18 protein-coding genes are annotated in these 19,074 nt (G+C 69.7%); 10 read left to right on the top strand and 8 right to left on the bottom strand.

The window, feature by feature from the left end; genetic code table 11:
• Positions 1-49: 49 nt before the first annotated feature.
• On the bottom strand, positions 50-1,939 hold the full coding sequence (locus ACGF4C_RS13615; RefSeq protein ID WP_393566004.1) for an ABC transporter ATP-binding protein: 1,890 nt from the start codon (positions 1,937-1,939) through the stop codon (positions 50-52).
• A gap of 365 nt (positions 1,940-2,304) precedes the next feature.
• Here ACGF4C_RS13615 and ACGF4C_RS13620 point away from each other — a divergent pair, with 365 nt between their 5' ends.
• Entirely contained in the window at positions 2,305-2,751 is a 447-nt protein-coding gene (locus ACGF4C_RS13620) for a ricin-type beta-trefoil lectin domain protein (protein WP_393566006.1), read from the top strand.
• 37 nt (positions 2,752-2,788) lie between these two features.
• Here the strand turns inward: ACGF4C_RS13620 and ACGF4C_RS13625 are convergent, their stop codons facing one another.
• Complete coding sequence (locus tag ACGF4C_RS13625; RefSeq protein ID WP_393566008.1) at positions 2,789-3,952, bottom strand: acyltransferase family protein; 1,164 nt, start codon at positions 3,950-3,952, stop codon at positions 2,789-2,791.
• Between the two features lie 361 nt (positions 3,953-4,313).
• The gene (locus ACGF4C_RS13630) at positions 4,314-4,769 is read right to left on the bottom strand and encodes a MarR family winged helix-turn-helix transcriptional regulator (protein ID WP_393566009.1); all 456 of its coding nucleotides are present in this window, start codon (positions 4,767-4,769) and stop codon (positions 4,314-4,316) included.
• An 89-nt stretch (positions 4,770-4,858) separates the two neighbouring features.
• On the opposite strand from ACGF4C_RS13630, the gene ACGF4C_RS13635 reads away from it, so the two are divergent.
• On the top strand, positions 4,859-5,806 hold the full coding sequence (locus ACGF4C_RS13635; RefSeq protein ID WP_393566011.1) for a zinc-binding alcohol dehydrogenase family protein: 948 nt from the start codon (positions 4,859-4,861) through the stop codon (positions 5,804-5,806).
• A gap of 71 nt (positions 5,807-5,877) precedes the next feature.
• Here the strand turns inward: ACGF4C_RS13635 and ACGF4C_RS13640 are convergent, their stop codons facing one another.
• Positions 5,878-6,444, bottom strand: a complete 567-nt coding sequence (locus ACGF4C_RS13640; protein WP_393566013.1) for a nucleoside deaminase — start codon at positions 6,442-6,444, stop codon at positions 5,878-5,880.
• A gap of 100 nt (positions 6,445-6,544) precedes the next feature.
• Here ACGF4C_RS13640 and ACGF4C_RS13645 point away from each other — a divergent pair, with 100 nt between their 5' ends.
• The 3 genes from ACGF4C_RS13645 to ACGF4C_RS13655 all read left to right on the top strand — a co-directional run bounded on the left by ACGF4C_RS13645 (position 6,545) and on the right by ACGF4C_RS13655 (position 9,802).
• Positions 6,545-7,522 (top strand): antibiotic biosynthesis monooxygenase, encoded by a 978-nt coding sequence (locus tag ACGF4C_RS13645; RefSeq protein ID WP_393566015.1) that lies wholly within the window; start codon positions 6,545-6,547, stop codon positions 7,520-7,522.
• Positions 7,523-7,558: 36 nt separating this feature from the next.
• On the top strand, positions 7,559-8,959 hold the full coding sequence (locus tag ACGF4C_RS13650; protein ID WP_393566017.1) for an FAD-binding oxidoreductase: 1,401 nt from the start codon (positions 7,559-7,561) through the stop codon (positions 8,957-8,959).
• 345 nt (positions 8,960-9,304) lie between these two features.
• Entirely contained in the window at positions 9,305-9,802 is a 498-nt protein-coding gene (locus ACGF4C_RS13655) for a lamin tail domain-containing protein (RefSeq protein ID WP_393566019.1), read from the top strand.
• Positions 9,803-10,023: 221 nt separating this feature from the next.
• Here ACGF4C_RS13655 and ACGF4C_RS13660 read toward each other — a convergent pair whose 3' ends face one another.
• Positions 10,024-10,425: a carboxymuconolactone decarboxylase family protein gene (locus ACGF4C_RS13660; RefSeq protein WP_362134398.1), complete on the bottom strand. Its 402-nt coding sequence runs from the start codon at positions 10,423-10,425 to the stop codon at positions 10,024-10,026.
• Between the two features lie 128 nt (positions 10,426-10,553).
• On the opposite strand from ACGF4C_RS13660, the gene ACGF4C_RS13665 reads away from it, so the two are divergent.
• Complete coding sequence (locus tag ACGF4C_RS13665; RefSeq protein WP_393566020.1) at positions 10,554-11,438, top strand: LysR family transcriptional regulator; 885 nt, start codon at positions 10,554-10,556, stop codon at positions 11,436-11,438.
• Between the two features lie 93 nt (positions 11,439-11,531).
• On the opposite strand, the gene ACGF4C_RS13670 is transcribed toward ACGF4C_RS13665, so the two are convergent.
• Positions 11,532-12,254, bottom strand: a complete 723-nt coding sequence (locus tag ACGF4C_RS13670) for a PaaI family thioesterase (protein WP_393566021.1) — start codon at positions 12,252-12,254, stop codon at positions 11,532-11,534.
• A gap of 102 nt (positions 12,255-12,356) precedes the next feature.
• On the bottom strand, positions 12,357-13,301 hold the full coding sequence (locus tag ACGF4C_RS13675) for a beta-ketoacyl-ACP synthase III (protein WP_393566311.1): 945 nt from the start codon (positions 13,299-13,301) through the stop codon (positions 12,357-12,359).
• 104 nt (positions 13,302-13,405) lie between these two features.
• On the opposite strand from ACGF4C_RS13675, the gene ACGF4C_RS13680 reads away from it, so the two are divergent.
• From ACGF4C_RS13680 to ACGF4C_RS13690, 3 genes are all read left to right on the top strand, one after another.
• Entirely contained in the window at positions 13,406-14,014 is a 609-nt protein-coding gene (locus ACGF4C_RS13680; protein WP_393566023.1) for a TetR/AcrR family transcriptional regulator, read from the top strand.
• A 215-nt stretch (positions 14,015-14,229) separates the two neighbouring features.
• Positions 14,230-14,904, top strand: a complete 675-nt coding sequence (locus ACGF4C_RS13685) for a hypothetical protein (RefSeq protein WP_393566024.1) — start codon at positions 14,230-14,232, stop codon at positions 14,902-14,904.
• A 3-nt stretch (positions 14,905-14,907) separates the two neighbouring features.
• On the top strand, positions 14,908-16,206 hold the full coding sequence (locus tag ACGF4C_RS13690; protein ID WP_393566026.1) for an ATP-binding protein: 1,299 nt from the start codon (positions 14,908-14,910) through the stop codon (positions 16,204-16,206).
• A gap of 96 nt (positions 16,207-16,302) precedes the next feature.
• On the opposite strand, the gene ACGF4C_RS13695 is transcribed toward ACGF4C_RS13690, so the two are convergent.
• Positions 16,303-17,499, bottom strand: coding sequence for a hypothetical protein (locus ACGF4C_RS13695; RefSeq protein WP_393566028.1), 1,197 nt, complete (start codon positions 17,497-17,499; stop codon positions 16,303-16,305).
• Positions 17,500-17,775: 276 nt separating this feature from the next.
• On the opposite strand from ACGF4C_RS13695, the gene ACGF4C_RS13700 reads away from it, so the two are divergent.
• Positions 17,776-18,978, top strand: a complete 1,203-nt coding sequence (locus tag ACGF4C_RS13700) for an alpha/beta hydrolase family protein (RefSeq protein ID WP_393566030.1) — start codon at positions 17,776-17,778, stop codon at positions 18,976-18,978.
• Positions 18,979-19,074 lie beyond the last annotated feature (96 nt).

Raw genomic sequence — 19,074 nt, forward strand, 5'->3', positions numbered from 1 at the left:
TCAGAGCATGAGCGGATTCGACCTCACGTAAGAGCCGGCATGGCGGCCGTCACCGGTCCTTGGCCAGCGCGACGAGTTCGGCGAACAACCCGCCCGCGTGGACCAGTTCGTCGTATCCGCCCTGCTCGATGACCCGACCGTCGCGCATCACGAGGATGCGGTCCGCCAGCCGGGTGTTCTCCAGCTGATGGGTGACGACGATCGTCATGCGCTCGGCGGCAATGCGTTTGACCTCCAGGAAGATCTGGTGTTCGCCGCGCGGGTCCATCTGCGAGGTCGGTTCGTCCAGGATCAACAGGGGCGTGCGCCGGTAGAGAGCACGTCCGCACACCAGGCGCTGCCACTGTCCTCCGGACAGCTCCACCCCGCCGAAGAGTTCCCGAGCGAGCAGGGTGTCGAGCTGCCGGGGCAGCTTCTCGATCGCCGCGCGCATCCCCACCGCGTCCACGGCCTCCCACACCGCCTCGTCGTCCCATGTCTTGGGCTGTCCGAGGGTGATGTTCTCCCGTGTCCGCAGGGGCCAGCAGGCGAAGTTCTGCGGGACCAGTGCGGTGCGTTTCCATACGGCGTCCGGGTGCGCATGGGCGAGGTCGATGCCGTCCCACACGACGTTGCCCTTGTCGGCCAGCAGGATTCCGGTGATGAGTTTGGCCAGCGTGGACTTGCCCGAGCCGTTCTCGCCGACGATGGCCAGGATCTCGCCGCGGCGCAGCGTGAGGGACACCCCGTTGACCGCCGGCTCGTCCTTTCCGGGGTACCGGTACACCACCTCATCGAGGCGGATCTCCTCCACGCGGTCGGGGATGGTCAGCTCGCCACGCTTCGGCGCACGCTCGGCGGCCATGTCGAGGAAACCGCGCATGTCGGCGAGGTACAGGGAGGTGTGGAACAACGCGGCGCCGTAGATGACGAATTGGGACAGCGCGGCCAGTGTCGTCTGGACGGCGACGACCGCGGTGGCCGCGACGGGCAGGGCGACCCGGCCGGTGGTGGCCAGCCAGGCCAGGGTCGCCCAGGTGGCCAGGAGGAACGCTCCACCGACCGCACTGGTCACGAGGACGATGCGCAGCATGCGGGGCGCGGCGCTCAGGGTCCGTTTGTCGATGCGTTCGGACAGGGCGCGGTACCAGAAGGTGAGGTAGCCGGTCATGCCGTTGGCCCGGACTTCGTCGCCGTGCCGGGAGTAGGTGGCCCACCAGCGCATCATGCCGCGGACGTTGCGGTCGCCCACGTTGGCGTAGTGGGTCTCGTAGTCGACGCGGGCGCAGAGCACCGCGCCGGTGCCGGCGGGGATGACGGCGAGCAGGAGCAGCGGGAGCATCATCCAGTGCAGGGCGGTGATGACGCTGCTCGCGGCGATCATGCGGATCAGGGAGGCCATGAAGCGCTGGGCGTCCTGCACCATCATCCGGGTGCGCGTGACGCCGACTTCGGCGGCTTCCTGCCGGTCGGCGAATCCGCTCTCCCCGTAGGCGGACGCCTCGACCCGGCACACGGCGGAGACCAGCGCGACATCCGCCTCGGTCATCAGCAGAGGGGTGATCCGTCCGTCGGCGTAGGACGACAGCGCGCTGCTGATGCGGCCCACGCCCGCGGTGGCTGCCACCACGATCAGGGCGGGCAGCGCGGCGTGCAGGCGTGGGGACACGGTGCCCGGCCCGAGGAGGTGGGTCATGGCCTTCGCGGTGAACCCGAGCACCATGGCGGCCGAGGCGCCCGTGAGGAGCTGGCAGATCAGCAACAGTGCGACCGCGGGTTTGTCGACGGACCAGGCCATCCGCGCGGTGTGAGCGAGCACAGCCGGCAGGCGCCGGCACATGGCGGCGAAACTGGCTTCGGCCAGCGGATTCTTGCCGTGTTTGCCTTCGAAGGTGAGGGTGGCCGGCGGGGGAGGGGGCGGATTCTCCGCGTGGGCGGTCGAGGCGTCGGTCACAGTCATCTGCATCCTCCCTGGGGCGGGCGCCGCGCCTGGATGGCTCGGCGGTGCACGGCATAACGACGGGCCGACGGAATCGAACGCGCTCGATTCCGGACTGCCTGGGACCCTGGAAACGCAAGGAGTTGACGTCCTGGGCGCGGCGCTACGGCCGTTGCGACGGGGGCGGGGATTGGCCGAAACACCGAGGACCGTGAAGCGAGTGACGGATGGGATGTGGCACGTCCTCGCAGCGTCTTCGCGCCGGGGTGCGCCGGCGAGGTGATGGGCGCCATTGGGGGAGAGATGTGGAGGTCTGCCCGTTCCGGACCCGTCGGGAAGGGATCTCGCTAGCATCTCGTCGGACGCGTCGAGCAGAGGGGGAACTCATGCTCTGGAAGAGGCTGGCCGCCGTGGGGGCGGGCATCGCGCTCATGGTGGGCCTGAGCAGCACACCGGCGAACGCGATACCGCGCACCACCGGTTTCCGGAATCAAGCCACGGACAAGCCGTGCCTGGACTTCCGGGCCGACTACGGTCCCTACGTCTTCAACTGCAACGGCACCGACTACCAAAGGTGGCACTGGAACGACGACTACGAGTACACCGCGTTGCGGCAGGTGGCGACCAAGCTGTGCCTGACGCTGCGCAACGACCGACTGACCATGAAACCCTGTGCCGCCGCTGACCAGGCAGCACAGTGGCAAATCGACGAAACCGAACCCGTTCTGATCAGGAACAGCGTCAGCCACAAGTGCCTCGCGCGGATGGCGAACGACCGCGTCTCCACCGCGCCGTGCACCGGGGGCAAATCCCAACGCTGGACGCTCAGGTAGCCCTCCTGGAAGAGGAATGAGCGGAGCTGGCCCGCCGTCAGGAGAGTGTCCCCACCCGGTCACTCTCCTTCTCCGTGCGGTCCACCTGCTCCGCGCAGGCGAGGCTCTTCCCCTCGCTCTCCTCGGAGCGGGCGACACCTTGCCGGCCCGCGCGCCACGCCCCGGGTCGCTCCGCCGCCGGAGCCGCCCGGGATCCGCGGCGCATCTCCTGCAACCCCTTGTCGATCCCGTCGCGCAACCAGGCACCCACAGAACGCTCCACCCACCGGTTGACGGCGTACGAGAGCACCAGCATGAGGGCGATGATCGACATGAGCAGTACGGGGGCCGGTAGACGGTGCCGCAGGAGGGCGATGAGCGTGAAACCGATGTACATGTGCAGCAGATAAAGCGGGTACGTCAATGAGCCGGCCCGACTCAGCCAGCGCCACCGCACTCCGTCGAACACCCCCAGGGCGATGGCCGCCATGAGGAGGAAGGCCAACAGCACTCCGATGCGTGCCGGCCAGTCGTGTGCGGTCGCGGCCTTGTCCCCGAGGTTCATCACCACGCGGCCCTTGACATAGTGCTGGGCCAGCAGGAATTCGACCGCGACGATCGCCCACAGCAGCATGGTGGGCCGGAAGCGGTGCATCAGGTAGAAGGCGATTCCCGCGATGAAATACGGGGAGTACGGTGCGATGGCCCACACCGAAAGGAAGCTGGTGTCGGCCTTGTAGGCGACCACACCGGCCACCGTCCACAGGCCGCAGAACAGTACGCATCTGCGGTAGGTGACGCCCTTGTAGACGACGAGAGCGAAGAGCAGGTAGAACTTCAGCTCGATGAACAACGACCAATAGACATCGTCGAGATCGGACACCCCCACGCCTTGCTGCAGCATGGTGAGGTTGGTCAGCACCGTCTCCAGACTGTCCGCACTGCGTACGCGGGGCCACAGCGTCAGGACCGAAGCCGTCAGGAGGACGGCGACCCAGTAAGCGGGATAAAGGCGCGAAACCCGGGACTTCACGAAATCGCCGAGGGTGCGTCTCCACGCGCTCATGCAGATGACGAATCCGCTGATCAGGAAGAAGACTTCGACACCCAGCCAGCCGAACTGTGCGACGTGGTAGAGCTCCGGTGAGAACGCCTGCGGATCGTTGCCCCACCCGTCGCGAAGGGTGAGGTAGTGGTAGCCGAGGACCATCAGTGCTGCCACGAACCGCAGCCCGTCGAGCACATAGAGTCTGGGGCGCCCGAGTGCCGATTCCGAAGGTGCCGGACCGTCAGGCGCGACCAAGCGCATACCGCGATTCCTCATTCTTCCTGGGGCGTCGGGCGTCGGGCGTCGTCCTCGCTCCCCGTGGGCGAGTGAGGAATTGTCTCTTCGATCGTTGCAAACATCGGGGACGCCGTGCGGCAGGGGTGGCGCACGGCGGCGCATGAACCGGTGGGGGGTTGGTTTCCGGTTATCGTGCAGGAAGATGTGAGGCCCCGCTCTTCGGTTCAGTCGGTGCCCCGCATTTCTCCTTCCCGACACGCCGGACCACGTGCTGCCGGGCTCCCGGTCCGCGCCGGCGTCAGCGTGCCGGGGCTGTCGGGGTCTGCTCGACGAGGGTGGCTGTGGCGCGGTCGAGGAACTCGCAGAATTGGCGGTGTTCGTCGGCGCTGAAGCGGTCGGTGAGGGCGCGTTCCAGCACGATGACCTCCTGGTACGCCCGGTCGAGCAGGTCCCGCCCGGTGTCGGTGAGGGTGGCGATCATGACCTTCGCGTGGGCCGCGGAGGCTTTGCGGCTGATGAGTTCCTTGGTCTGCATGCCGTTCAGGACAGTCGCCATGCTCTGCTGGGAGACGCCGCAGGCCCGGGCGAGTTGAGCGCCGGACCGGCCGTCCGCGCGGGAGAGCGTCAGGAGCACCGTGTACTGGGTCATGGTGAGCCCATAGGTACGCAGAACCGCCTCGTGGTGTGCCATCAGCGCCTGCTCCGCGCGGCGAAGGCGGGTGCACAGGTACTCCTCGACAGGCACCTCGGACATATCTCAACTCCCTTACTTGACTCAGCTACCTGAGACTCTTAGGTTCGGCAGTATCAGGTTACTGAGTCAACGCAGGAGGTTGAAGCGCGATGAAGGCTGTTGTCCTGGGTGCCGACGATCACTTCCGTCTGACCGAGGTCCCCGCCCCGGTACGCGGGCCGGGCGAGGTGGCTGTACAGGTCGCCTATGCGGGCGTCCAGTGGGGCGATGTGCTGGTGCGGGACGGGCACTTCCCCATCCCGCGGCCGTTCGTGCCCGGCTTCGAGGTCGCGGGCCGGATCACCGCGGTCGGCGAGGGGGTGCCGGAGGACCGGGTGGGGGAACAGGTCGTCGCCCTGGTCGGTGGAGGCGGTTTCGCCGAGGTCGTCCTCGCGCCGTCCGCCCTGGCGATCGCCGCGGAGAGCGTCGATGTCCGTACCGCGGGCGGGTTCGGCTGGATCGCCCCGACCGCCTACGACCTGATCAACACCGTCGCCGGAATCGGCTCCGGCGACAGCGTGCTGATCCATGCGGCGTCCGGCGGAGTCGGCACCCTGGCGGCCCAGTTCGCCGCCGCGGCGGGAGCGAGGCGCATCATCGGCGTGGCCGGCGACGCCGACCGGGCCGCCTATGCCCGCCAGTTCGGCTATCACCAGGTGCTGACGCGTGCGGAGTTCCCGCAGGCTCTCGGCGAGGAGACCTTCGACGCCATCCTCGACCCCGTCGGGGGACCCACCCGCACCGCAAGCCTGGCGCTCCTGGCGCCACACGGCCGGCTCGTGGTCTACGGCAACATCGCCACCTTCGACCCGGTCGACCTCTCGACGAACGACCTGCTCATGAACGGGCAGTCAGTGATGACCTACAACAGCAACCTGCTGAGCCGGACCCACCCGGACCGACTGGCCGACAGTGCCGCCGGAGCGCTGGCGCTGGTGGCCGACGGCTCGGTGCGCATCGACATCACCGCCGAACACGAGCTCGCCGACGTAAAGACCGCAATCGCGAACCTGGCCACCGGCGCCACCCGCGGAAAGAGCGTCATCCGCGTCCGGTGACCGCGGCGGCCGACGCTTGCGGAAGGTCCTGAACGCCGTGCAGTGACAGGAACTTGGGAGAGCAGCCGCTCCTAGTACGAATGCCGCTCCTGCCGGTTCGTCCATGCCGCGTAGGCCTTGGAGCCCAGCTCGGGGTAGATCTGCTTGATCTTGATCCGGCGCTGGTCGAGCGGTTTGGTGAAGTCCTCGTACTGGAACGAGTCGTCGAAGCCGATTTTCCGGGTTTCCTCCAGATCGCAGCCGAAGTAGACCTCGTCGATCCGCGACCAGTAGATGGCGCTCATGCACATCGGGCAGGGGGCGCCGCTGATGTAGATCGAGCAGCCCTGCAGCATACGGGCGCGTTCGGGAACGGGGTCCGGCGAGCCCTCGGGGCGTGGGACGTACTCCAGCGTGGTCTCGTTCTGATGGTCCGGGGAGATGGACGGCGCCTCGGGGTTGAGCGTCTGCACGGCCTTCCGGATGGTCTCCACCTCGGCATGGGCGGTGGGATCGCCGGTCAGCAGTACGCGGTTCTGCCCGCGGGCGATGATCTCGCCATCGCGTGCGAGTACCGCCCCGAAGGGGCCGCCCCAGCCCTTTTCGACGGACTCTGTGGCGAGTCGTACTGCCTCGGCCATGAGCTCTTTGTGTTCCATAGCGGAGTCTCCCTCGACGTCGGCCAATCGGCCTTTCCGAGAACCGGAAATTAAATGCCCCATTTGCCGTTTAAATGCCTTATGTACTAGGCTACTCAAGGTGAGTGCCCGTGCAAGCCGTGACTCCTCGGCCGACATTGCCACCGTGGTGACCTCGCAAAAGGTCCGCGAAGGCCGGGCCGATGAGTACCGGCGCTGGCAGGACAGAACCAACCATGCGGCCCGTGAATTCGAGGGTTTCGTGGGCGCCGAGGTATACCCACCCGGTGCCGGTGGCGCAAATGAATGGGTCACTGTATTCCGGTTTTCCGGAGTGGACCACCTGACGGCCTGGCTGGATTCGGACCGGCGGGCGGCGCTGCTCAAGGAAGCGCACGGACTCTTCGAAGGGCCTCCGACCCAGGAGGTGCTGCGCGGCGGCAGTCCGGCACAGGAGACGCCGAAGGCCGTCACCGCCGTCATTTCGCACGACGTCAAACCAGGACGCGAACAGGGCTTCCTCAAATGGCAGGAGAAGACGCTCAAGGCCCAGGAGAAGGCCCCGGGATTCATGGGCTCCGAACTCTTCCAGCCGGTCGAGGGCGTGCAGCAACACTGGGTGGTCGTCTTCCGGTTCGACTCCCGCGAGCATCTCGATGACTGGCTCGCATCGGACGTGCGCGCCGTGCTCCTTGAGGAGGGGCGCAAGTACTTCACCGCCTATGACGTGCGCAAGGTCAGCTCGGCATTCAGCGGCTGGTTCAGGTTCGGCCACGGCAACGGTGAGGGCGCGCCGCCCAACTGGAAACAGGCGATGACCGTGCTCCTGGCGCTCTACCCGACCGTCATGGTGCTCACGCTGACCCTCGGAGACGCGCTGAACCGCGTCAAATTCCCTCTCTACCTCGCGATGTTCCTCTCGAACATCCTCAGCGTCAGTGCGCTGACCTGGCTTCTGATGCCGCTGGTGAACAGGGCTCTCGGGTTCTGGCTCGCGCCCGGCAGGACCCTCGGCCGCCGGTCACAGATGGGGGGCATCGCCGCCGTGGCGCTCTGCTACCTCGTGTCCCTCGCCGTCTTCGCCCTGATCACCCACTGACGCTCCTGACGGTCCGCTGCGCATCGAGGAGGCGACATGGGCCGATGGACACCGGTGTCCGCGCCGGACCTCGACGGGACCCTGATCCGCCGGGGTGATGCCGCGTACGAGGACACCCGGGCCGACATGGTCTGGAACCGCGTCACACCGGCGCGGCTCCCCGACGTCATCGTGCAGGCCGCCTCGGAGAGCGACGTCGTACGGGCCGTCAGCTACGCCCGCGACCAAGGGCTGCGCCTCTCCACCCGCTCCGGCGGGCACAACTGGTCCGGCGCCCCGCTCCGCGACGACGGGCTGCTGCTCGACCTCTCCCGACTGCGCCGCGAGTGCACCCTGACCCCGGCCGACGGCCCCGGCCCTCCGACGGCCGTCGTCGGGCCCGCCGTCACCGGCCAGGAGCTGGTCGCCGCCCTCACCCCGCACCAACTGGCCTTCCCGGTCGGCCACTGCCCCACCGTCGCGGTGGGCGGGTTCCTGCTCAGCGGCGGCCTCGGCTGGAACTCCCGGGCCTGGGGCGCCTCCTGCGCCGACGTCCTGGAGGTCCGGGTGGTCACCGCCGACGGACGGACCGTCGACTGCAGCGAGAGCCGGCACCCCGACCTGTTCTGGGCCGCGCGCGGCGCCGGACCGGGTTTCTGCGGCATCGTCACCCGCTTCCGGCTCGCCCTGCACCCCCACCCCGTGTCGATCATGACGACCAGCTGCACCTTCCCGCTGGCCGACACCGCCCGGGTCACACAGTGGGCGGAGCCGATCGCGCGCGGGCTGCCGCCGTATGTGGAGACCGCTTTCGTACTCGCGGCGTCCGGCCCGGCGACGGCATCGGTCCCCGCGGGGCCCCGCATCACGGTTGCCGCCACGGCCTTCGCACCCTCACCCGAGACGGCCCGGCAGGCCCTCAAGCCTTTCACCGAATGCCCCTTCGGCGCGCTCCAAGTCGCTGGGGAGCCGCCCGCACCGGCCTCGTACGCCGCTCTGCACGAGGGCGCGAGCGCGGTCTGGCCACCGGGCCATCGTTACGGCGCTGACACCCTGTGGGCCCCGGAGAACTACCACACCCAGCTCACCCGACTGGTGGATGCGGTGGCCACCGCGCCCTCCGGCAAGTCGCTGGTGCTCGCGCCCGTGCAACCGGTCTCCGAGGACCCGGCGCTGCTGAGCAACATGGCCTTCGCCCCGCTCGGCGCCTCCTATCTGGTCTGCTACGCGATCTGGGACGAGCCGGCCGACGACGCGGCGAACGACCGCTGGCTTCGGGAGGCCATGGCCGCGGTGGACCCGCGCGGCGACGGCCGGCACTACATCGCGGAGGCCGATCTGGAGGCCGGCGGCCCCCGGGCCGAGGCCTCGTACACACCGGCGGCCTGGGACTGCCTCGCCGAAACAAAGGCCCGTTGGGACCCGGAAAACCTCTTCCACTCCTACCTCGGCCCCTGAGCGGCCCGGTGTGCGGGCGCCCATCCGGGGAGCGCGTATTACCAGCAGCTCCAGCCCCCGCGGTGGCTGAGCCGGCTCGCGTCCGGAGTCCGGCGGCGGTGCTGCCGCGGGTAACCCCTTGGGGCGTCTGGATGGGTGTAGGGGGCGTCGCGTTGGGGTGGGCGAAGGCGGGGGAGTGTGCGCCTGGCGTGGAGAGGTTGTGTAAATGTCTGTGTTTTGTAACACCAAACCTGAATTCTTCCGGCAAGGCATGACGTGGGGTCACTGTGTGGGGGCCCGGTCAAACCGGCCGGGCTTCCGGTTTCTTTCCGGCACCTGCATCGGGGTGCCTCAGGAGGGGATTTCGTGTTCCGTCACGCTTCGCGCATCGCCGTCGCCGTAGCGGGGGCTGCGGCTCTGGCCGCCACCGCCGCGCTGCCCGCCGCCGCGGCCGACCACCACCGCGGCCACCACGCCCCGGGCTGGCACCACCGGGTGCGCTCCGCGGTGGTGCTCGGGCCGATCCAGTACGACAGCCCCGGCCGCGATGACAACTCCAACCGGAGTCTGAACGCCGAATGGGTCACCCTCCGCAACACCAGCCGCTGGCCGGTGACCATCAAGGGCTGGACCCTCTCCGACAAGACCGGACACAGCTACCGCTTCGGCAACGTCCGGCTGGCCGGCCACAGCCAGGTCCGCGTCCACACCGGCATCGGCCGCGACAACCGCAACGACCTGTTCCAGGACCGCCGCAACTACTTCTGGGACAACTACTCCGACACCGCGACCCTGCGCAACGACCACCGTCGCATCGTCGACTCCAGGTCCTGGGGTCACCACGGCCACTGGGGTCACCACTGATAAGCCCCACCGCCGGTGAGAGCTGACGTCACTCACCGGCGCCCGCCACGATGCGCCGCAGGGGTCCGGTCCTGCGGCGCATCGCCATGTCCGGCCCGACGCCGCGGGTTTCCTCATGCATCCGGTGGCTCAAGGCGCGGCGACAATGACGTGCCCGAGGAGCAACCCGGCGAGACGTCCAGTACGAAGACCTTTTCGCCCGCCGGGAGGCTTGGGGCGGGTCAGCCGAGGTTGGTGAGGGGGAGCAGACCACGTTCGGCGAAGACCTTCTTGGCGACGAGTGTGGCGTTGATCGACCTCGGCATGCCGCAGTAGACGGCCGAGTGCAGAAGCGCCTCGGAGATCTCGGTGGCAGTCAGGCCGACGTTGAGTGCCGCGTTGATGTGCACCTCCAGCTCGATTTCGCAGCCACCGAGCGCGGTGAGCACACCCAGGGTGACCAACTGCCGTGCACGCGGGAGAAGTTCGGGACGGGAATACATGTCGCCGAACGCCCAGGCCACCACCTGGTGGCCCAACTCCGGTGAGGTGTCTGCGAGGGAGTCGACGATTCGCTGTCCCGCCTCGCCGTCAACCTGCTCCAGCACCTTCATGCCGTATGCGTAGCGGTCCTCGCGGTTCATGGTTTCTCCTCAGAGCCAGGTGCGCGTCCCGGTTCCGTCCGGTGCGCTGTGTCCAGCCTGGCCTGAGCGGCGCCCTCATCTGCTCCACAGGCATTACTGCCTATACTTCCCATGCCTGGGAGGTATGGATGGAGCTAAGGCTACTCGGCTATGCGGTGGCGATCACGGAAGAGGGCAGTATCAGCGGTGCGGCCCGGCGGCTGCATCTGACGCAGCCCACCCTCAGTCGTCAACTGAGCGAGATGGAACGGCAGTTGGGGATCAAGCTGTTCGTCAGGCAGGGACGTGGGCTGACGCCGACGCAGGCCGGCCAGGTTCTGGTACGGCGTGCGGCCACCGTGCTCGCCGAGGCGGAGGCCGCCCTGAAGGACGTGCGACTGGCCGCACAGGGCATGACCGGGCGACTGGTCGTGACCTTCGCCGGTTCGGGCATCAACGGACCGCTCGGCGCGGCGCTGGGTCGCGTGCGACGTGAACTCCCCCGCGTACAACTGCAGTTGGAGGAGAGCTTCAACGATACCGAGATGTCGACCGGTGTGCTGGAGGGGCGTTACGACCTCGCGGTGCAGCGCCTTCCGGCGCGCGATGCCCGGCTGGCCACCCAGGAGTGGTGGCGTGAACCGCTGACGTTGTTCCTGCCCGCCGGCCACCCGCTGGCCTACCCCTCCGAACCCGCCCCGCTCACCGCACTGGGCCAGATCCCCCTGGTCATCTGGCCGCGGGAGGTCTCACCGCGGTCCTACGACGAGATCATCGCGCTCTGCCACGGCGCCGGTGTCGTGCCGCAGATCGGAGCGGAAGGCCGTAGTGTGCAGACCCTCCTGGCCCTGGTCGCGGCCAAGTTCGGAGCAGCGGTGCTCGCCGATTCGCACCGTGCGCTGCGCCGCATCGGAGTGACCCCGCGGCCACTGGCCGGGACCTCGACCACCTTGCACCTGGTGTGGCGGGCCGAGGACACCAACCCCCTCGTCGAACGGATCCGCACCGTTCTCACGGACGCCATCGGCGGATGAGATCGGTCCAGGACGACGTCGTGGCCGGCGGTCAGGCGATAGGTAGTGCGGCGAGCGCGCTGCCGGCCCCGTACGGTGTCGACGGCCCTTGGTTCAGGGCGCCGGCCGGGGATCGATCCACAGCGCCTCGGAGACGGCGCACAGTTCGCCCTCCGCGGTGGTGAGCGCCACGCCCGTCATGTGCTTGCGGCCGGACTCCGACAGCAGCCACGCGTACGCCGTGTACGGCTCACCTGTGGTGACCGGCCGCAGGATCGTCCCGGTGAGGGCTGCGGTCACCGCGCCCGGACGCTGGGTGCCGAGGAGGCGGCCCGCCCAGTTTCCCGGGCAGTCCAGAGCGCCCCAGACCAGTCGGTTCGGGAGGAGGCCGTCCGGGCCGGCGAAAACGGGCGACGGGACCCAGGCAGTGGCCACCACTTCGCGACCCGGCACCGGCGTGGGGTGCATCCGCAGGCCACGGTCAGCGGGTCGCAGACCGCAGCCGAAGCAGTCGACCACACCCGACGGCGGTGCCGCCCGGAACCTCTCGGCCGCGGCAACCGCCTCGTCCCAGGAGGGCGGGGCCGGCGTGTCGAGCAGCAGCTCGGCGGGGCGCGCAGTGGCGAGGGGTCGCTCGTTCTCGCCCAGTTCCACGCCCCCTCCCGCGGTTTCGGCGATCCGCACGGGCACTTCCGTCGGCACCGGGCCGCGGAAGTCCACCCGTACCGTCTTCGCCTCGGATCGCTCCGCCAGCAGGCCGGCGACATAGCCGCCGAAGGCCACCCCGGGATAGCCAACGTACAGTCCCGGCACCACGATTGCGTCAGTACTCGTCATGGCCCCATCTCACCGCATCTCCGGGTTAGCCGCTCCACCCGGCCCCGGATGGGGAAACCTGCACGAACCTGCACGCCTGTGCCGTCGCTGTGGTGCTCGGATTCAGGGGCATGTGACGACCTGCCCGGCCCAGGACAGACCGCCGCCGAAGGCCAGCAGCAGGACCGGGGCGCCGGGGGAGAGCTCGCCGCGTTCGGTGAGCTTGGACAGGGCGAGCGGGACGGACGCGGCGGAGGTGTTCCCGGACTCCACGACGTCGTGGGCGACCACCGTGCTCCCGGGGAGGTCGAGTTGGCGTATGACGGCGTCGATGATGCGCAGATTGGCCTGGTGGGTGACGACACCCGCCAAATCGGTCAGGGCCAGGCCGGCACGTGCGCAGGCCTCCCGGGCGATGGCGGGGAGTTCGCCGGTGGCCCAGCGGAAGACCGTCTGGCCTTCCTGGGCGAAGTGGGGGTGCCAGTCGTCGACGAGGCGGACCGCATCGCCTCGGCTGGGGTCGGAGCCCCAGACGACCGGGCCGATGCCGGCGGTGTCGGTGGCGCTGAGCACGGCGGCGCCCGCCCCGTCGCCGAGCAGGACACAGCTGCGGCGGTCGGTCCAGTCGGTGACGTCGGACATCTTCTCGGCGCCGATGACCAGGGCATGCCGGGCGGCGCCCGCGCGGATCGTGTGGTCGGCGCAGGCGAGCGCGGTGCAGAAGCCCGCGCAACCGTTGTTGAGGTCGAAGGCCACCGGGGAAGGCAGGCCCAGACGTGCCGCGACCTGGGCGGCGATGGAGGGGCAGCGGTCGATCGCGGTGCACGTCGCCACCGTGATCAGGCCGATGTCGGAGGGCTCCAGCCCGGACGCGGCCAGCGCCTTGCCGGCGGCCGTCGCGGCCATGTCGGTGACTGATTCGTCCGAGGCGGCGATTCGGCGGGTGGCGATGCCGGTACGGCGCCGGATCCACTCGTCGTTGGTGTCGACCAGGGCGGACAGGTCGTCGTTGGTCAGGACTCGCCTCGGCTGGTAGTGGCCCATGGCGGTGATGCGGCTTCCCGGCACGGTGGAACGCACAGGTGATCTCCTCGGCTCGGCGACGGGGCTCCCGGAATATAGCAACCGATCGGTCGGAAGCTAAAGGTTGGGCGGCTCGGTACACTGACGCCATGAGCCCTCGCAACTCCCGTATCGAAGCCCGCAGGACCCGGGAGCGCATCGTGGAGCGCGGCATCGCACTCGCCTCGGTCGAAGGCCTCGAAGGGCTCACCATCGGACGTCTCGCCGCCGACCTCCAGATGAGCAAGGCCGGTGTGCTCGGGCACTTCGGCACCAAGGAGGCGCTCCAGCTCGCGACCCTGCAAGGTGCCGCCGCGGCCTTCTCGCGATTGGTCTGGGAGCCCGTGGCGCACGAGAAGCCGGGCCTGCCCCGCCTGAGGGCCGTCCGCGACACCTGGATCGCCTACCTGGAGACCGGGCGCGACATCTTCCCCGGTGGTTGTTTCTTCACCACCGCCTCCACCGAGTTCGATGCCCGTGGCGGCCCCGTCCGCGACGCCGTGGCCCGCCTGTTGCGCATCTGGCGCCACCGCCTCGCCGCCGAAGTACGCACGGCCGTCGCGGCGGGCGATCTGCCCCCGGACACCGACCCGGATCAGGTCGTGTACGAGATGGTGGCGCTCTACCTGGCCCTGAACCAGGAAATCCAGCTCTTCGCCGACGCCACGGCTGCCGCCCGCACCCGCCGGGCCGTCAACCGGCTCCTCGACCAGCCGTAGAGAACCGGGAAGGTTGAAGGGAGTGGGGCACGGCGTGACGGGACACGACCTGTCGCGCGACTGATGGGTTACGGTTTCCGGACTTGTCGGATCGTCGCAGCGCCACGCGGAGAGAACGTTTGACTCAGCCCTCAGCCACTGCGCCTTCCGGCCCCTCCCGGACCAGCGCCTTCTCCCCTGTGCGCGGCCTGCGTCGGCCTCTTCCCGTGGTACGGATGCTGGCGCTGGCGAGCGTGGCGGCGGCCGGTGTGGTGCTGCTGGGTGGCTGTGGGCAGGCCAGTGCGCCCAAGAGCGCCGGGCATGCCGCTCCCGTCACCGGTCCGGCAGAACTCTGGCCCGGCAGCAAGCCCGCCCCCGCGGCTTCGCCGGCCACCGGAGGCCAGGAGAAACCGCAGCCGCTGACCGCGGTGCCGCGGGTGCCGTCCGGGGACATCCGGAAGGTGTCCGCCGGCTCCGTACTCCTGGCCCAGATCGACGCGGACAAGCGCCGCGACCAGCCGGTCTTCGACGAGGGAGAGGAACGCACCATCCGCGCCTGCGCCGGCAGGCCGGGTTCGGGCTCCTGTCCTGTGCGGGCCCCCGAGTACCACGACCTCACCGGCGACGGGAAGGACGAGCTGATCGTCGGGGTCCGCAGCGGAAGCAACCTCCTGATCATCTACGCCTACACGCTCAAGAACGGGGTCGTGACCTCGATCCTCGGTTCCACCAGTTCCCCACAATCGGTGGAGGTCGCCGACCACAAGCTGGTCATCCACGAGCCCGGCGACGCGCCCGGATACGAGAGCCGCACCGTCTACGCGTGGGATGCGCGGCACCAGGTCATGACGATCCAGGACGTCGGCTACGGCCGACGGGCCCCGGCCTCTCCTACTCCTTCGGGCAGGTGAGTGGTGCGCACTCGCCGACCGCGTCCGCCGCGATGGCTGCATGCCTGGACGGCGACGCTCTACTGGAAGGCCGCCGTCTTCATCACCGTCATGTGCTGCCTGCTCGCCTCGGTGCTCGGCATCCTGGTGCACGTCCTGGTCGACCGGCAGACCCAGGACCGTGCGCGCCACACGGCACTGGCCGAACTGGACCGCAGTAAAGCCGTGTACGTCGCCGGGGACCCCCTGGACCGCAACGTTTCGGTGAGCCCGCCCGACCTCCCCGCGCCGCTGCGCGAGATGACCGTCCGGCGGCACGAGCGCGGTACCCAGCTCGCCACGCACCAGGGCCGTCCCGTGATGTGGGCCGCCACGCCCGTCGCCGGGGGGAAGGTGCTCGCGCTACGGCTCGACTACAGCGAACAGGCAGCCTCCCTCCGCGGCCTGGACGGGGCCATCATCGGCTCCTCCGCCGCCGCGATCGCCCTCACCCTGGCAGCGGGACTGATCTCGGTCTCCCGCATCACCCGCAGACTGCACCACACCGCCCGCGTCGCCCGACGCATCAGCACCGGCGATCTCGACGCCCGCGTGAACGACCCCCGCGCCCGGCGCCCCGACCGGGCCCAGGACGAGGCCGCCGCCGTGGCGACCGCGCTCGACGCGATGGCAGCCAGCCTCCAGACCCGGCTGCACAGCGAACAGCGCTTCACCGCCGATGTCTCCCACGAGCTGCGCACCCCGCTCGCCGGCCTGCACTCCGCGGCCGAGCTGCTGCCGCCCGGCCGCCCGACCGAGATGGTGCGCGACCGCGTCCGGGCCCTGCGCAGGCTCACCGAGGACCTGCTGGAGATCTCCCGGCTCGACGCCCGGGTCGAGAGCGCCGACCTCGACATCCACCAACTGGGCCCCCTGGCCGAACGGGCGGTACGGGCCACCGGAACGACGACGGAGATCCGCGTAGTGGCGGACGACCAGGTCGAGACCGACCGGCGCAGGCTGGAACGCGTGTTGGGAAACCTGGTCGCCAACGCCCACAAACACGGCTGCCCGCCCGTCGTGGTCACCGTCGACGCCCCCGTCATCACCGTGCGGGACCACGGCGACGGCTACCCCGCCTACCTCCTCGACCAGGGCCCCCAGCGCTTTCGGAGCCAGTCGGGCGGGTCTGACGCCGGCAAGCGGACCGGTCACGGCCTGGGCCTGACCATCGCCGCCGGCCAGGCCCAGGTGCTCGGTGCCACCCTCCGCTTCGCCAACGCCCCCGACGGCGGAGCCATCGCCGAACTCCACCTGCCACCCACCCCGGAGCAGCGTCGATGACCGACCGGCTCCTTCCGCCTTCAATGCCACGGCCGGAACGATGAAGCACCTCATGCCGACGCACCACGAACGGCCCCCAACCTCTTGTGGGACGGCCTAGCGCAGCACCACGGTGACGCCCATCCGCTCCAGGAACGGCACCACCGCTTCGAAGTAGCTCAGCTCGCCGTTCGCGTCCACGCTGACGCCCGCCAGGGCCTGCCGGGCCACGTCCGCGTCGTGCCAGACGAGCGTGAAGGGCGCGCGGGCCGCCTCGCCGCCGCACTGGCAGCCGCGCAACGCGTTCCAACACTGGTGCCATCGGAATCCCGGGCCGCCGACCGCCTCACCGATCGCGCAGTGCAGGCCCGTGATGTCCGTGGCGTACCGCCCGTCCAACTCGCACACCGCGCCGGGCTCTTCGGGGCCCAGGCACACCTCCGCGAACCGTAGCCACTCGCTGCGCCCGTCGGTCGGGAAACGCGCCCATCCGTTACGTGCGCGGGGCGGACCCTCGCGCCAGGCGTCCCAGACGGGCCGGGCCGCGGGCGGGGAGGGCATGCGGCGGAAGAGCCCGCCCTTGAGCGTCACGTCGATCAGCGCACCGCCCAGCATGGAGGGGCGGCATTCGTCGACGTCCACGGTGATGTGCTCCTGGACCGGAGTCGGCCGGCCCGTCCGGTCCAGGAGCCAGAGCTGCAGGTGATCGCCCCCGCCGTGACGGGGGTGGACCAGTCGGCGCAGCAGGTTCGGCGAGGGCTCGCAGCCGAGGAGCCGTACCGGTTGGCGAGCGGGGTCCGGCCGGTCGCCGTACAGGCCGCCCACCCGCCGACAGCGCCCGATCGCGCTGCCGCTGGTGCCGTTCAGGAGGACGACGTCCGTCCTCGCGGGCTCCTTGCGGTACGAGGGCGGTGCCTCGGTGACCACGCACTCGACGACGAGGTCCAGCAGCGTGGGGTCCGCCGCACTGGGCCTGCTGTCGATGACGACGGCGTCGTCGAACCCGAAGTAGTCATCGGTGTACGGATCCTCGGCGTCCAAGTCGTTCACGATGAGGTGCAACTCACCGAAGGGAACAGGGGCGTGCGTCGCGCACCGCTCGGCGGCCTTGAGGAGCCGGCCGGTGGGCGCGCAGCCGAGGAGGGTCAGTTGCTCCCGGAACGCCGCCCGGTCCATGAACAGCCCGTCGGCGTCGACGCACCGCGCCCACACCGTCTGCTCCCCGTCCCACTCCTCGCTGACGAGCGCGAAGCGCAGGGGCAGATCCCGGCCCCAGCCGATCTCGCGCAGCGACCCGTCGTCGTCTTCGTCCATGGTGCCTTGCCCCCTTCGACCTCCGAGGGTCGAGCCGATCATAGGCGCGGCCCTCGGAGGCCGGAGGGCGGTCCGGGTCGATCTACGGATGTCAACCCGTGGGTTGATGGCGGTGAGGGATTGCAACCCATGGGCTGATGCGGCTCGGTCGGGGCGGGTGACAACGTTCCTTTCATGCACACGGATCTTCGGCATCGCGCACCGATGCGCGACCGCGAGCACAGCTGACTGCCCGTCAGTTGAGCTCGAATCCGTCAGAACACCCAGGGAGGGGCCGTGACCACCACACCGTTCACCAGTCCAGACACCTTGACGCGCCGTCGCCTGCTGGGAGCCGCGCTGGCGGTGGGTGCGGCCGTGCCGCTCGGCCTCGCCGGGACGGCTCGGGCAGCCTCGGGCGCACCGGCCCCGCTGCAGCTCACCCTGCCCTCGCCGACCGGGCCGTACCCGGTGGGCACGGTCGCACTGCACCTCGTCGACGCCGCCCGTCCAGACCCCGTGGCGGGCCCGGGGCGTCATCGGGAGCTGATGGCGAGTGTCTGGTACCCCGCCCGGGACGTCGGACGGCACCCCCTGGCGCCGTGGATGTCCCCCGCCAATCTGCGGGGGCTGCTCACATCCGCGGACTTCCCCGCCGACGCCGTACAGGTGCCGCTCACCGCCGGTCACCAGAGTGCCCCGGTGCGGCGGAGCGGCCGCAAGCTGCTGCCCGTCGTCGTGTACTCGCACGGGGCGCACAGTCACCGCGCCGACCACACCCTCATGGTGCAGGAACTCGCCAGCCACGGCTACGTGGTGGTGACGGTGGACCATACCTACGACGCCTTCACCGAGTTCCCGGACGGGCGGGTCCTCGCCCCGGACCCGGATCGCGCGATGGGGCCGGCGGACTTCGCCGCCGACATCCGGTTCGTCCTCGACTGCGTCGAGAAGCTCGCCGCCGGACGCAACCCCGACGCCGACGGCCGGTCGCTGCCGGAGGGCTTGACCAGCGCGATCGACCCGCGGCGCATCGGCATGTTCGGCTGGTCGAAGGGAGGGACGGCGACCGCCCGCGTCATGCTCGACGACCGGCGCGTCCGGGCCGGGCTGAGCCTCGACGGCCCCATGCTGCCCGCTGTCACCGGCGACCTCGACCGGCCGTTCATGATGATGACCGCCCGGTTCACCCGAGCCCAGGAGCCCGGTGTCGCCGAGTTCTGGACGCACCTGCGCGGGTGGCGGCTCAACATACAGGCGGAGGGCGCCGTCCACTCGTCCTACGGCGACAACCAGGTGCTGTTCCCACAGCTGGCGAAGGTGGTGAAGATGACTGACCAGCAGCTGCGCGCCTTGATCGGCACCCTCGCCCCGGCCCGGGCGGTACGCATCCAGCAGGCCTACCCGCTCGCGTTCTTCGACCTGCACCTGCGGCACCGACGCGGGCACCTGCTCGACGGCCCGTCCCGAGCCTTCCCGGAGGTGACCTTCCTGCCATGATTCGACCGGACCGGCTGACTGGTCCGACCGGCCGACTGGGCGTTCCGCCCCGAGGCAATGGCCCCGTCGCGGTGGTGTCACCAACCTCTCCGAACG

The sequence above is a fragment of the Streptomyces sp. NPDC048197 genome (assembly GCF_043202395.1).
Lineage (GTDB): Bacteria > Actinomycetota > Actinomycetes > Streptomycetales > Streptomycetaceae > Streptomyces > Streptomyces siderophoricus.

Bases quoted from the DNA above. Each gene is read 5' to 3' on its own strand.
- ACGF4C_RS13615 (WP_393566004.1), bottom strand. From the start codon at position 1,939: ATGACTGTGACCGACGCCTCGACCGCCCACGCGGAGAATCCGCCCCCT.
- ACGF4C_RS13665 (WP_393566020.1), top strand. From the start codon at position 10,554: ATGGAGCTAAGGCTACTCGGCTATGCGGTGGCGATCACGGAAGAGGGC.
- ACGF4C_RS13670 (WP_393566021.1), bottom strand. From the start codon at position 12,254: ATGACGAGTACTGACGCAATCGTGGTGCCGGGACTGTACGTTGGCTAT.
- ACGF4C_RS13640 (WP_393566013.1), bottom strand. From the start codon at position 6,444: ATGGAACACAAAGAGCTCATGGCCGAGGCAGTACGACTCGCCACAGAG.
- ACGF4C_RS13650 (WP_393566017.1), top strand. From the start codon at position 7,559: ATGGGCCGATGGACACCGGTGTCCGCGCCGGACCTCGACGGGACCCTG.
- ACGF4C_RS13695 (WP_393566028.1), bottom strand. From the start codon at position 17,499: ATGGACGAAGACGACGACGGGTCGCTGCGCGAGATCGGCTGGGGCCGG.
- ACGF4C_RS13630 (WP_393566009.1), bottom strand. From the start codon at position 4,769: ATGTCCGAGGTGCCTGTCGAGGAGTACCTGTGCACCCGCCTTCGCCGC.
- ACGF4C_RS13685 (WP_393566024.1), top strand. From the start codon at position 14,230: ATGCTGGCGCTGGCGAGCGTGGCGGCGGCCGGTGTGGTGCTGCTGGGT.
- ACGF4C_RS13680 (WP_393566023.1), top strand. From the start codon at position 13,406: ATGAGCCCTCGCAACTCCCGTATCGAAGCCCGCAGGACCCGGGAGCGC.
- ACGF4C_RS13620 (WP_393566006.1), top strand. From the start codon at position 2,305: ATGCTCTGGAAGAGGCTGGCCGCCGTGGGGGCGGGCATCGCGCTCATG.
- ACGF4C_RS13635 (WP_393566011.1), top strand. From the start codon at position 4,859: ATGAAGGCTGTTGTCCTGGGTGCCGACGATCACTTCCGTCTGACCGAG.
- ACGF4C_RS13660 (WP_362134398.1), bottom strand. From the start codon at position 10,425: ATGAACCGCGAGGACCGCTACGCATACGGCATGAAGGTGCTGGAGCAG.